The following is a 14,268-nucleotide window of genomic DNA, read 5'->3' on the forward strand; positions in this document are numbered from 1 at the left end:
AAACTGTACTGAAGCTCTGAATATTGCATTAAATTCTAGATCAGTCTATCATGCGGAAATACCACAAGATTTAATAACTAAAATATATTCAAAACAAGGTAATTTAGAAAAAAATAAAATAGACAACGAGAAAAACCTAAAACAAAGTATAGAAAGTAATGATAAAATTCTAGAACTAAAATCAAATTTAGCTCTTGGCTCTATTTATAAATCACAAGGAGATCATTTTAAAGTTGTTGAACATTATAATAAATCTTATATTTTATTTCATAATAAAGTAGATTATGATGCTCAATTAATAGAACAAAGAGAGTCTGGGATCTCTGATAAAGAAAAAATAGGTACTCATCTTGTAACGGCATGTATAGTGGTGATTGTTCAAGACCCGGAAACTAAAAAATCGGTATTAGGTCATATTGATTTGAACACTAATGTAAATACAGCAATTACCCAAGATTTATTACCTAAATTTCCAAAAGATAAAAAACTAAATATTTACCTAATGGGGGGAGAAGATTCAGACTCTTCAAAACATACTTCTAATGATAACCTTAAGAAAGTAATTAATGAATTAAAAGAATTTCCAAATATAGATATAAAATCTGCCGATATATTGGATAAACATAAATCTCCTGCCATTGTCTTTGATCCTCAAACAGCTCAAATAGAATATGCAACACCGGGAAAAAGAACTAAAGATCAATCATTAAGACTTCAAAGGTTATATCTTGAGAAAGATCCACAAGGTTTACATGAGGCATTTGATTTTACAATTAGCAAAGAAATAACACCTATAAACTTGTCTACTGAAGAGCAAGAGAAACTAACAAACTACTATTTTTCTTCTATGTTATTACCTGAGTGGGCAAAGATAAAAAATATTTTAGGAGAACTAAGTTTTACAAAAATGAGTTATACTGCTTATAAAACTGAGCAAGAAACTGTCGAACATTTTTGGAATGAAAATCCAGATTTTGTAAAGAAGGTTTTTAAAGAACAAGTAAAAAACTATGTAGATGATCAATCTTCTATATCTTCATCGGATAAACAACAAATATTAGATAATATTAATGACGTTCTTAGGGATTCAAAGGTTACTCCTTCAAAACTTTTATTAGAGTTTAATGAATTAAAATCAAACCCTGCAGAATTTGTAAAATTAAACAAAATCAAATCTTTAGTTAAGAATATTGATTTAAGTGAAAGTCTGAGGTCAACATCTACATCACAAAAACCTTTAAACTCTAATAATAAAGATACAAATAATAAGAACACAGGATGGACAAGATGAAAATAGAAGTTAAATCTAGGGAATATAAAATTTGTAGTATGCAAGATAATAGTGTACTTTTTTCTAATGAACTAAATAATGAAATTTCCTGCAGTTTCTTTTCAGTACAGTTAGGAAAAGTTGTACTAGCTCGTGCTATTAATAAACAACAATTAAGAGAATTAATAAAAGAATTAAACCCTGACAGTATTATAAAAAATAATTTAATTCAAGTAAGAATTATTGGAGGTGATGAATCTCAAGAATCTCATAAATATTTAGAATCATTAATTAGTTGGTTAAAAGAAGTAGATAATGATACTAATATTATTAATATTATAGCCTTAGATACTTGCTCTCGATTTCATCCTAATTCTTTTGAGCTTAATTGTTATCACGGGGAAATAAGAGCTTTATAATGCAAATAGCAAATTACTTTTGTCATTTGCTATTGATGATTTATAGTAAAGGTAATACAAGATATTAAATTTAAAGCTGCAAGAATCATTTATAATCACATCTTCACAAGTCGTAGCCAAGCTTCCCAGTCACGTTTGCCTAAATCTTCTTCAAACGATAATAAATCTTTTACCGTCTGCTTACATATTTCTACGGAAGGTACTATAAGCTCTTGTTGTTCTTTAGAATTTAGTAGCACCTGCGTTTTACAAGCTTGTTCTAAATGGTAAGTATAAAACATAGCTTCATGAATAGTTTTGCCGCAAGTAATAGCACCGTGATTACGAAGTAACATCGCGTAATTTTGCTTAAGGTCATCTATTAATCTATTACTTTGTGTATTAGCATCAAGTATTAAAGAATTATAATTATGGTAAGAAATTCTATCATAAAAATGTAATGCCCACTGGCTGAACGGTAAAAGCCCGCATTTTAAAACAGAAACCGCTATGCTTGCGGGAGTATGATAATGAAAAATAGCAGAAATATCAGGCCGTGCTTTGTAAATACTGCCATGAATAAAATAGCTGGTTTTATTATATTGATATTCTTCCCCTTCTAAAATTTTTCCGTCTAAACTAACTTTTAAAAGATTCTCTGTAGTTACTTCTTCAAACCTTAGTCCAAAAGGATAAATATAGTAAAAATCAGCTTCTTTAGGTCTTGCGGATAGATGCGTATAAGTATGGTCATCCAGTGATAAATACGCCATTATTCGGTAAGCGGCAGCTAAATTATATTTTATATCCATTTTAGTAGTTTTATCTCATTTCATTGGGGTGTTGGCCTCATTAATGTCATTCCTGCGAAAGGGCGTTGTTGCATGGACCGGTAAAATCCACTGTGTCACCCCGTGGCTTGACCACGGGGTCCAAAAATAATAAAAAATACTAATAATATTAGTATTTTTAACTGGATCCCGCGATCAAGTCGCGGGATGACACTGGAAAAACTGGTCCACGCAACAATGCCTCGCGGGAATGACATTAATATTTAAAAGGAGCGTATACTGCTGCTGCTTCTGCTTCTATAATTGCTCCTTTAAGAGCTTTTATACATTCTTGTAAAGATTTTTTACCTAAATACGGTGCTAGATTATAATTTAATATATAACATTGTAAATTATCTTTCTTACCGCTAAAGTTAAATTCAATTTTATTGCCTTGCTCTAATAGCTTTTTAACTTCTGTTGTTTGCTGGATAAAATTCTTTTGTTCTAAGTTTAAGTGTTTGATTCTTAGTATATTTTTTACTACGGAAAATGTAGAAATAGTAAGGAGCAGAACGAATATAAACAACTCTTTATTACTTTGCTTATTTAAGAAAACACTATCTTTAACATATGCAGCTGCAATCATTCCGATAGCTATAACATAACATCCTAGATATCTAAGTAACGATGCTCCTCTAACTGCCTCCTCATAACTAAAGTTAAAGAAATATAAATATAACCGCCACAAAGCAAAGATTATAAAGCAAGCAAATGTACTTATCAGAAAAAATTTATACTCTTTCAGCAAATCCGGTTTATATTTACGAATTCCATACCATGCCGCTATACAAATAGTATATACCACTAAACTTCCTTCCTTTACTAGGAATAACAGAAGAAACTTACCGTAATTTAGCAATAATGATCTATGCTGTTCATTAAAATTTTCAGCAATATATACTAACTTGCTAAAACTATGTTCGCCTCTATCAAAAAAATCATGAGTATTTTTAAAATAGCTCATCCAAATAAAACTACATAGAATCGGTAGGGTAAGTAGTATCAGATATACAATATAATCGCTTGATTTTTTAGGCTTTTTATAAAAAATTGTATAATGAGCTATAAGAATTATCGAAGCAAAACTTGCAAACCATGTTCCAATTTCTCGAAAGAGTGCAAGCAATATCGTTATAGGTAAAATAAGCAATAATGCCTTTTTCTTGTCTTCCTCAAGGATATAAATTGCAAAAATAGCTCCAAACATTAAGCCAATAGTACTGTCGTTATATATTGAGCGAATTCCCGTCGTATATAATACTACGCCGCAAAGTATCATAGAAAACAACATACCAGTTTGCCAAAGTTTCTTATTTGCAGCCAGAGGTGCTAAAAATGCTAAATGTAATAAGAAATGAACAAATAATACATTACCATCCGAATAGCCTGAAAGTGAAAGCATAAAATAATGATAAACAGCAGCACCTCTTGGATAATGAGCGTGAGTAGTAATGATAGAAGTTAACGAAGCCTGATTCTCAAAAACACTGGAATATAGCAATTCCTTAGTAAATACGCCCCAGTGCGAAAAATCATCATAAGCATGCAGTGAGGCGTCTCTTGTATAAAGAAAAAATATGAAAATTAGTAAAACGAATATAATAATTTCAATTATATTTTTTCTGGATTCCCGCTTTCGCGGGAATGACATGAAGGGCGAGGATGACATAAAGGGTGAGGATGACATAAAGGACGGGAATGACATGAAAGCTAAAAATATACCGATGAAATAACTTACATATGTTGCAGCCGGTAACAGCTTTAACATAGCAAAACAATATAAAATTGATACTAATATGCTGATTGTTACGGGAATAGCAAAGGTCAATTTTGTTTTGAAATATTTGGCAAAAAAAGACGAGAACCCAAAAAGGCTTAATATCGGTATTATGATCATATATTTTTAAAAATAATTCACTATAGACATTCTGCCCAACAAGTATAAAAATGTAAACCTTGCAATCTCTTAAAAAAAGTTTATAGTACTTAATTTCTTAATAACTAATTAACTTAATTTGAGTAGATATATGGGGAAGAAACAAGTTAAAAAGGTAGCAAGTGCTAGTAATACTAGTGTTAGTAATTTTTCAGTTAAAGCAAATGAAAAACTTTTGAAAGAAGAAATACAATTTTTGATAAATGATCCTATAAGTAGAGATAAATTAATTACGGTAGCTATAAATAGTAAAGATTTACGCATTCTTGAATTATTTTCTAAAAACGACGGTAAATTAACTGCACCGGAAATATCAAAACATTTTGAATTTATTGCAGCAAGCGACAGAGTAGATCTACTAAAATATTTTATAGAAACACTAAAATTAGACTTTAAAAAACCTGTAGATGGTTTAAATCCAATATCTATGCTTCATTTTTCTGCAATGTATGGAGCTAAAAACTGTACCGAATATCTTCTTAGTAAAAATTTTGATATAAATCAACCGGACGGTGGTAATTATTTACCGGTGGAATACGCAATATTATCTAACCATACAGACATCGTAAAGCTACTTATACAAAAAGGCACTAAAATAGATTAGCATGTAATTAGTAATTTAGCAATCGCATATAAGGCTAGGCATGATGAGGCTACTAAACTATTAGATGCTATACATAATAATTTGATAAAGTTAAATAGTTACATACTATATGAAAAAGCAAGAAATCATCCCAGTGTAAAAAACAACACTAGTTTATCTGATAAGACAAAAACACATTATACCGAGTTTTCAGAAAATTTAAAATCTATAGAAGAAAATGTACAGCTGAGATCTAATTATTATAAACTTATATTAGGTAAAGAATATCACCTACTTCCTAAAGTAATAGAAATTCAGCAACAATTTATTAACAGTAAAATTAGTTCTATATCCGAATATCAAGATGAGAGTAGAAAGGATATTTTGCGTAATATATCTGATACAATTGTATCAGCCATTAATGTTCATAAAATTTTTAAATTTAATGAAAGACCAGAATTAGAAAATTATATTATAGAAGTTTTAGAAAAAAATAAAAATCTTTCAAAAATTTTTTCAGATGTATTATTATTGTTCTGTTCACGTTTGATGCAAGAAGTTTATGACCAAGGTGACAATTTAAGGAGTATAAAATATGCTAAAATAATTGAAGAAAATTTATCTACAGCAAAAGCTTTGTCAAAAGAGGATCAAGTTAAGGTTTTTAATAATTTAGGAATTGTTTATTCTAACTTTGATTCTTTGAAAGCACTGGATTATTTATCTAAAGCAGAGCGATTAGCTCCTAGCCAGAGCCAGAGCATAATAGTAAACAAACATAATATTTATCTTAATACGTTACATAATCCAAATGCAGCTATTGCAGAAGCAGAAAAAATAACAGATAACGATCTTAAATCTTTATTGCTAATAACAACTTATTTAACATTACCTAACTCACAAAACCTAGAAGCATTTAACACTATATTGGCGAAGTATAATTTTGATAAATTATCCCTTAATAAATTTAAAAATGATCCTTCAAAAAGCCAATTATATTATAATATACAAGCCAAGCAATATACATATAACGGACAGTTTGAATTAGCTTATAGTGCCTGTGACAAAATATTAAAGCAAGCAGTAACGACAAATAATAACCAGTTATTTTATGATACAACGCATAATTGTTTGGTATCATTTTTAAAACAAAAAGATTTTACTAATGGATGTAAATTTTTAAATAAAATATATCAAAAATATCCTGCCATTTTAGCTAATCATAATATTTTAGCATTAAAACACCTAGAACTTATTTTTTATAATTCGAATGATCAATATTTAAACAAATGCGACAAAATTTTAGCAGATATTAACCCGGAAGTGCTTATAGATAAAAAATGGGTAGAGTTTATTGTTGCAGCTTATAGCAGCAAATTTTATCAGGCAAATTCTAATCAACAAGTAAAAATTTATATACAGAATATAGAAAAATTATATGGTGATTCTTTAAATAATTCTGAAATACCGGCTGAAACTAAAGAGCGACTTCTATATTTGATAAAAGAAGGAACATTTATACAAGCTATATTAAGTAGTAATGAAGATCATTTACTTAACGAAGTTCCTATAGAATCTACACCAAAAGAAAAAGAAATAATTGAAACCTCTACGCTTTCTTCCGATAAAATGATATATGAGCCGTTTGTAAGATCAGTATCTGAAGCACCGAAGGATAAAGATAGCTTTAAAAAAATAGAAACAATAATAAACGCAGAAGATCATGCTGCTCTTATTCAGTTTGATCAAAAATTAGTTCAAAAATATTTTAAATATAAAAAAGAAAAACTACACAAACAACAAGTACAAAAATTACTTGGGAGTAAAAAGACAATTTCATGGCATATTGATGATGGAGTAGATTTTACGACAAAGTCAGAAGAAGTTATCAAGGTTAAGAAGGATTGGTATGCAGTAATTGATTCTAACCTAAAACTTGAAAAGGTAACATTTGATATATTTACTAATGCTCTAAAAAAGGGTGTTGTTCATAGAAGCGAAGGGGAAAACGGAGTAAAATTCTTTGGTGATAAAATAGAATTAAAAATTGATCAAGATAGCAGGTTATATCCTAGTATAGTATATCGAAACGGCGATAAATATCTAATCATATTTGATAAAGAGGGTAATCATAATGCTGTTAAAGATGCCGATGAATATACAATAATACCGGTAGGTGATTCTAGTAATCTTATAGGTGAGTTATCGACATTTGAAATGCCGGTTTAGGAATTGGGAGAGGTTGTTCTTATGGGATTCAGTTTTTTCGTCATTGCGAGGAAAAATTGAAAATTTTGACGAAGCAATCTCAGGCGTTTGTTATTATTTCATGAGATTGCCACGCAGCCTACGGCTGCTCGCAATGACGGTTTTTTTATAAACTGTCCAGTACTACGCAACAACGCCTTTATCACCCATGTTTAATTTTAGCTTGTGCTGCGGCAATCCTTGCTATAGGGATACGGTATGGAGAGCATGATACATAGTTTAAATTCATTCTATGGAAAAATTCTATGGAAGCAGGGTTTCCTGCATGCTCCCCGCAAGCACCGAGTTTTAAATTAGCATTACTGCTTTTTCCTCGTTTTATAGCTATTTCAATTAATTCTCCTACTCCTTCTTCATCTAGAGTAGTAAACGGATCGGATTCAAAAATCTTTTCTTCTAAATAATAAGGTAAGAAAGAGGCTATGTCATCTCTAGAGATTCCATAAGTAGTTTGGGTTAAATCATTAGTACCAAAGCTGAAATAGTCAACTTCTTTGGCTATTTTTTTACTACTAAGTGCTGCTCTCGGTAGCTCAATCATAGTGCCGAGGCTAAAAGAGAATTTATGTTTATAATTTTTTTCTAATTCGTGGATTATCTCATAAATATCAATTTTAAGCTTTTTTATCTCTCCTACATTACTAATCAGAGGAATCATTAGCTCTAAATTACACTCTATATTTTCTTTTTTATGTAACTCAAAAATGGCTGTAAAGATTGCTTCAACTTGCATTTGGTAAATTTCCGGTGAACATATACCAAGGCGGCACCCGCGATGACCAAGCATAGGATTTACTTCATGCATAGCATGAAGACGCTGATTAATCATAGATAAAGGTAGATTTAAGCTATTTGCTAGATTTTTTTTGTCTTCGTCGGTGGTAGGTAAAAATTCATGCAACGGCGGATCAAGTAATCTAATATTTACTGGTTTGCCTTTCATTACTCTGAATAAAGCTTTAAAATCTTCAGTTTGCAGAGGTAATAATTTCTGCACGGCAAGCTTTCTTCGCTCTATATCAGGAGCAATAATCATTTCCCTTACTAAAGGAATTTTATTTTTATCAAAAAACATATGTTCGCTACGGCACAAACCGATACCTTGAGCTCCAAACTTTACGGATACTAAAGCATCATTAACCGTTTCGGCATTTGCACGAACTTTTAAGCTGCTAATTTCGTCTGCCCAATCTAAAATTAACTTTGATTCCTCACTGAAAGTAGGTTGAATTAACGGCATTTCCCCTAAAAAGACTTTACCGCTACCTCCATCAATCGTTATAACGTCACCTTGTTTAATAATTAGGTCGCCCACACTTAATGTTTGTTTCTTCTCATCTACTAATAAATTACTTGTGCCGCAAACACAAGGTTTCCCCATACCTCTTGCCACAACTGCGGCATGAGAAGTCATTCCCCCTCTAATAGTTAAGATACCAGCAGAAACATGCATCCCGTTAATATCTTCAGGGCTGGTATCATGTCGTACTAAAATTACTTTATGGTGATGAGATAGTTTTTCGGCATCATAAGGCGAAAATACTGCAATACCGGTTGCAGCACCTGGAGAAGCAGGAAGGCCCTCGGCAATAGAAATAAGCCCCTTACTGTAATCAATTCTTGTATGTAATAATTGATTTAATGATTCCGGATCAATTCGCATTAAGGCTTGTTCTTTAGAAATAAGCTTTTCTTCCACCATTTGTACGGCAACGTTAATAGCCGCAATGGCTGTTCTTTTTGCAGTACGTGTTTGCAAGATATATAATTTATTATTTTCTATAGTGAATTCTATATCCTGCATATCTAAGTAATGTTCTTCAAGCTTTTTTGCAATTTGTGATAACTCATTAAACACTTTTGGCATCATTGCTTGCATAGAGTTTGAATCATTTGCGATAATAGGCATAGGTGTTCTAGTTCCCGAAACTATGTCTTCACCTTGAGCATTTATCAAAAACTCCCCAAAGAGCTTTTTTTCTCCTGTAGAGGGTGACCTAGTAAAAGCAACTCCCGTAGCTGAAGTTTTACCTAAATTACCGAAAACCATAGCTTGGATATTGATAGCCGTACCGAAGTCCTCCGAAATATTATTAATTTTTCTGTATATAACCGCTCTATTACTCATCCATGAATGTAGCACCGCTTTAATTGCCGATTCTAATTGTTCATAAGGATTATTAATTAGTTGCTTAGTATACTTAATATACAACCGTTTGAAATCATCAATAATTTTTTCTAATAGTTCTACAGTAATGTCGCTATCTTTATAAATATCAGCTTGAATCTTGTGTTTTTCGTAAATTTGTTCAAATAAATCACTAGGTATAGATAATACCGTTGAGCCGTACATTTCTAAAAATCTTTTGTAACTATCAAGAGCAAATCGTTTATCACCGCACGAATCAGCAAGAGCATTACACACTTCGTTATTCATTCCAAGATTAAGGATAGTATCCATCATTCCAGGCATTGAAACCGTGGAACCCGATCGCACCGATAATAACAAAGGATTGCTTGTACTGCCGAAAATTTTACCGGTAGTTGCTTCAAGATTTGTAATAGCATTTTTTAAGTCATTTTGAAAATTTTTAGGAAAGTTATTATTGTGGGTATAAAAGTAATTACATAGCTCCGTAGTTATTGTAAAACCATCCGGAATAGGTAGTTTTAGGTTAGACATTTCGGCAAGACCGGCACCTTTATTACCTAGTATATTTTTCATACCAGCGTTTCCATCACTACCATTACTGCCAAAATAATAAATTAATTTTTTCATATCATATATCAAAATTTGCTAACAATATTATGTGTTTAGGAGCATTAAACCATATTTATACAGTATGAAAAACATAGTAGCAACGTTAAATTAAGAATATCTTTAATAAAATAGTTGAAATTTTAAATTTATTAATAAATTTGTTATTATACTTATTAAGTTAATTGAATTTCTTCTAAATGTTATTGACTAATTTAAGAAAATTGACCATAATTCTAAACGGTCGTGCAGTTGCGTGGTGATATAGCAAAACTATAGGCCACGAGGAAAGTCCGGACTCTATAGAGGTATGGTGCCGGCTAATCTCCGGCGGAGTATTAATTTACTTTAGGGAAAGTACCACAGAAAATATACCGCCAAGTATGAATACGAAGATCAACTTCAAAAAGAGCAAGGAATCCACAAGGCGAGGGTCGCAGCGTATACTTAATACGTGAGAACCGTAGCTCTTGTAGGATGACGTAGCCAATTTTTGAAGTTGATCGAGTATTTTTGGTAAGGGTGAAAAGGTACGGTAAGAGCGTACCGGTAAGTTGGTAACAAATTACGCATGGTAAACCCCACCAAGAGCAAGATCAAATAGGCGTTACAGAACTCAATATTGTAAGTTCCCGGGTTATCTCTAACCGGCTTGTAATGCGGGTAGATCGCTTGAGGTAAACGGTAACGTTTATCCTAGATAAATAACTGCAATGAATTTAATTCATACAGAATCCGGCTTATAGACCTTTTTAAGTTTTATATAAATCCTTATGTAAAACTTAATCATAAATCATACAGAAACTAGCTTTGTGTCATTCCCGCGTAGGCGGGAATCCAGTAGAAAATAAAATTTTTATTTTTACAACATATTAAACCTGTTTATTATTAGATTCCCGCCTACGCGGGAATGACATAGAACAATTTAATGAAAAAGTTATATCATTATCCTATTTGTCCTCTTTCAAGACAAGCTCGTGTCTTTTTAAAAGAATTAGATATAGAATTTACTACGATTAAAGAAGATTATTGGCAATTTAATAAAGAATTCTTAAAGATAAGCCCGTCAGGAACTTTACCTGTTTTAGAAGAATCATACGGCTTATTCGTAATAGGAATTTATCCCTTTGTCGAATATCTTAATAGCAAATATCCGAATTTTAATTTTTTAGATGAAGATATTGATATTTGTACCGAAATTAGACGATTATTTTTTTGGTTTAACGATAAGTTTTATCGTGAAGTTACCAAAATTATCATCGATGAAAAAGTTATAAGATCAATTGCTAAAATGAGCAGCCCAAGAACCGAGTTTTTACGTGCCGCAAAAAATAATTTAAATTATCATTTAGAATATATAACTTCCTTACTAGAAAGAAGGAGCTATATCGCATCGGATTCACTGACTATTGCCGATATTGCCGCAAGCTGTCACTTATCGGTACTAGACTATTTCGGTGAAATTTATTGGGATAAATGGACACTTATCAAACATTGGTATTCACTAATTAAATCAAGACCGGCTTTTAGGTTATTATTACAAGATCGAATCCCAGGTTTTACCCCTCCGAGCTATTATATAGATTTAGATTTTTGAATTTTAATTATTGACAGCAATCTTATATCATTCTATTTAGTTATTTACTTTAAAAATAAATTATGAGGTAGCTTATGCAACTTAATTCAATTTCTTTTCCTTTACTCAAACAAAGAACTCTTGAAGTATTTTTAGGTGTGGCTTTACTTGCAATTTGTTCACAAATAACAATACCTTTTAAACCTATTCCCGTAACGTTACAAACCATTGCAGTACTATTTATCGGGCTTACTTACGATAAAATTACTGCTCCATTGACAATGTTATGTTACATTACTATAGGCGTTATGGGCGTGCCTGTTATGATGAATTATTCAGGTGGACTCGCTAAATTAACAGGACCTACTGCTGGATATTTGGCTGGTTTTCCAATTGCTGTATATGTCATGGCAAGCTTAAAAAGTAAAGCTTTTATCGCTAATAAATTCTTAAATCAGTTTATTTTATGTTTAATCGGTAATGCTATAGTTAGCGGACTCGGTTGGCTGTGGTTGTCTAAATTCTTAGGATTAAAAGAAGCGTTTTATAGTGGTGTACTATTTTTCATTGTACCCGGTATAATAAAGTCAATATTACTAGTTGGGCTTGTCAATATAGTAAAACCAAAGACTCAATGAACTTCAGTATTGCCTAAAAACAGTTGATCTAAAGTTTCGATGTTATTCCCGCAGAAGCGGGAATCCAGTACTTTTAAGCTTTTTAAAAGCTCGATTTATCTCGCTTTATCATGGATTCCCGCTTCCGCGGGAATGACATCGAGTAGATTTTTCAAGCCATGCAAAAACACCAACTTTCATTCATAAAAAAACAGTAACAAATGCTAATGCCGCATTTTCCGGCGCCGACTCGGAATTGGAAAAATCAAATCAAATATGATTTAGAGAATGTTAAAGGACTTTTGAATGCTTTAGGTGATCCTCATTTAAGACTTCCTCCCGTCATACATATAGCAGGTACAAACGGTAAAGGTTCAAGTGTCGCTATGCTCAAAAGCATATTTACGCTTGCCGGTTATAAAGTACATTGTTATACTTCCCCTCATTTATTAGAATTTAATGAACGAATCGTAATAGCAGGCGAGAAAATCTCAGATAATGAATTATGGCAGGTTTGCGAGCAGGTAAGGGTAGTAAGCGAAAAATTTAATATCGAACCTAGCTTCTTTGAAGGTACTACGGCAGCAGCGTTTCTAGCATTTGCAAATACTAAAGCCGATATACTAATTTTAGAGACGGGCCTTGGCGGTCGGTTAGACGCAACAAATATAGTGAAGCAGCCGTTAATTACTTTAATTACACCTATTTCATATGATCATATGAATATGCTGGGTGATACATTACCTCTAATAGCAGTTGAGAAAGCCGGTATTATGAAGTCTTGTGTTCCTTGCGTTATAAGTATGCAGACCTTGGAAGTTTATGCAACATTATTTGCAAAGGCTGAAGAGCTAGAAGTACCTAGTTTCTGTTATGAATATGATTTCGGTATTAAAAAGACGGACAACGGATTTATCTACTCATCACGAAATTTTACCTATGAATTTCTGGCTCCCTCTTTAGCCGGCGATCATCAATTAATCAATGCTGCAAGCGTTATTGCTTTAATAAGTTTGATAAATAAACAATTTAATATAAGTAATGAAGTTATCTCTAAGGGACTACAAAATACTATTTGGCCTGCAAGAATTGAAAAAATCGATCCACAAAAATACTCCAAATTAATAGGTGATAATGTTCAAATTTGGGTAGACGCAGCTCACAATAATAGCGGAGCTCAAGTTTTGGCAAATTGGGTTCGTGATAATTTAAAATCACCGATATATTTAATACTCGGTATGACTAAAAATAGGAATGTCGAGAAATTTTGCTCTTACTTTAAGGGTTTGACAATTAAAGGTTACGGTGTTAAAGTTTTATCCGAACCATTAAGCTATAGTGCAGAAACAATAAATTTGGAAAGCAGAAAGAGCGGTATTGATTTTAGCGAAAGCGACTCACTCGAAGAAGCGATTAGTGATATAAAGAAGATAAACGGCAATAATAAAGCAAATATTATAATAACCGGATCGCTTTATTTAGCTTCCGATTTTTATAAATTGCTATCCAATTGTCATCCCGTGGCTTGACCACGGGAACCATAAAAACAACTAGGAATACTAATAAGTTAGTATTCTTAACTGGGTACCGCGGTCAAGCCGCGGTATGACACAGTATAAAAACAAACCTAGGAGAAAATAATTATGACCTATTGCAACAAATCTAATCAAACTTCTTATCCGTTTGTCTTACCTGACTTACCTTATGATAAAGAGAGTTTTAAACCGCATTTTACTCACGAGACTTTCGATTATCATCATGGTAAACATCATAATGCTTATGTACAAAATCTAAATAAACTACTTTCAGATAAAGAAGAACTACAAAAGAAAGATTTAGAGGAAATAATCGAATGGTCATCACAAAACTCAAATGCCGCTATTTTTAATAATGCAGCCCAAATATGGAATCATACCTTTTTTTGGCATTCAATAAAGCCGCGGGGTGGAGGTAAGCCAAGCGGTAAAATATTAGAACAAATTAATAAAGATTTCGGTAGCTTTGAAGAATTTTGTGAGCAATTTAAACA

12 protein-coding genes and 1 other RNA gene are annotated in these 14,268 nt (G+C 32.0%); 10 read left to right on the forward strand and 3 right to left on the reverse strand.

The annotated features are described in order from the left end of the window. Both AC1Z7D_RS02775 and AC1Z7D_RS02780 read left to right on the forward strand, forming a co-directional pair. A partial coding sequence (locus AC1Z7D_RS02775) for a hypothetical protein (protein ID WP_482601752.1) occupies window positions 1–1,291 on the forward strand: 1,291 nt, incomplete at its 5' end. Then, complete coding sequence (locus AC1Z7D_RS02780) at window positions 1,288–1,689, forward strand: hypothetical protein (protein WP_482601754.1); 402 nt, start codon at window positions 1,288–1,290, stop codon at window positions 1,687–1,689. The genes AC1Z7D_RS02775 and AC1Z7D_RS02780, both read left to right, overlap by 4 nt. 95 nt (window positions 1,690–1,784) lie before the next feature. On the opposite strand, the gene AC1Z7D_RS02785 is transcribed toward AC1Z7D_RS02780, so the two are convergent. Continuing rightward, window positions 1,785–2,480, reverse strand: a complete 696-nt coding sequence (locus AC1Z7D_RS02785; RefSeq protein WP_482601756.1) for a class II aldolase/adducin family protein — start codon at window positions 2,478–2,480, stop codon at window positions 1,785–1,787. Between the two features lie 235 nt (window positions 2,481–2,715). Beyond that, window positions 2,716–4,269: a hypothetical protein gene (locus AC1Z7D_RS02790; RefSeq protein WP_482601758.1), complete on the reverse strand. Its 1,554-nt coding sequence runs from the start codon at window positions 4,267–4,269 to the stop codon at window positions 2,716–2,718. A 28-nt stretch (window positions 4,270–4,297) separates the two neighbouring features. Between AC1Z7D_RS02790 and AC1Z7D_RS02795 the strand changes: the two genes are divergently transcribed. From AC1Z7D_RS02795 to AC1Z7D_RS02805, 3 genes are all read left to right on the forward strand, one after another. Continuing rightward, window positions 4,298–4,408, forward strand: coding sequence for a pyruvate phosphate dikinase (locus AC1Z7D_RS02795; protein ID WP_482601760.1), 111 nt, complete (start codon window positions 4,298–4,300; stop codon window positions 4,406–4,408). 120 nt (window positions 4,409–4,528) lie between these two features. After that, window positions 4,529–5,041, forward strand: coding sequence for an ankyrin repeat domain-containing protein (locus AC1Z7D_RS02800; RefSeq protein ID WP_482601762.1), 513 nt, complete (start codon window positions 4,529–4,531; stop codon window positions 5,039–5,041). Window positions 5,042–5,122: 81 nt separating this feature from the next. Continuing rightward, entirely contained in the window at window positions 5,123–7,249 is a 2,127-nt protein-coding gene (locus AC1Z7D_RS02805) for a hypothetical protein (RefSeq protein ID WP_482601764.1), read from the forward strand. A 181-nt stretch (window positions 7,250–7,430) separates the two neighbouring features. On the opposite strand, the gene ppdK is transcribed toward AC1Z7D_RS02805, so the two are convergent. Next, window positions 7,431–10,067, reverse strand: coding sequence for a pyruvate, phosphate dikinase (gene ppdK, locus AC1Z7D_RS02810; RefSeq protein WP_482601766.1), 2,637 nt, complete (start codon window positions 10,065–10,067; stop codon window positions 7,431–7,433). Between the two features lie 215 nt (window positions 10,068–10,282). On the opposite strand from ppdK, the gene rnpB reads away from it, so the two are divergent. From rnpB to AC1Z7D_RS02835, 5 genes are all read left to right on the forward strand, one after another. Further along, window positions 10,283–10,805, forward strand: an RNA gene (rnpB, locus tag AC1Z7D_RS02815) — RNase P RNA component class A. 169 nt (window positions 10,806–10,974) lie between these two features. Next, the gene (locus AC1Z7D_RS02820; RefSeq protein ID WP_482601768.1) at window positions 10,975–11,643 is read left to right on the forward strand and encodes a glutathione S-transferase family protein; all 669 of its coding nucleotides are present in this window, start codon (window positions 10,975–10,977) and stop codon (window positions 11,641–11,643) included. A gap of 74 nt (window positions 11,644–11,717) precedes the next feature. Then, a complete protein-coding gene (locus tag AC1Z7D_RS02825) occupies window positions 11,718–12,260 on the forward strand; it encodes a biotin transporter BioY (RefSeq protein ID WP_482601770.1) in 543 nt (180 codons plus the stop codon). A gap of 200 nt (window positions 12,261–12,460) precedes the next feature. After that, window positions 12,461–13,768 (forward strand): folylpolyglutamate synthase/dihydrofolate synthase family protein, encoded by a 1,308-nt coding sequence (locus AC1Z7D_RS02830; RefSeq protein WP_482601772.1) that lies wholly within the window; start codon window positions 12,461–12,463, stop codon window positions 13,766–13,768. Between the two features lie 114 nt (window positions 13,769–13,882). Continuing rightward, window positions 13,883–14,268, forward strand: a 386-nt coding sequence (locus AC1Z7D_RS02835; protein WP_482601774.1) for a superoxide dismutase, incomplete at its 3' end; no start/stop codon positions are given.

The organism is Rickettsia sp. (genome assembly GCF_965035265.1).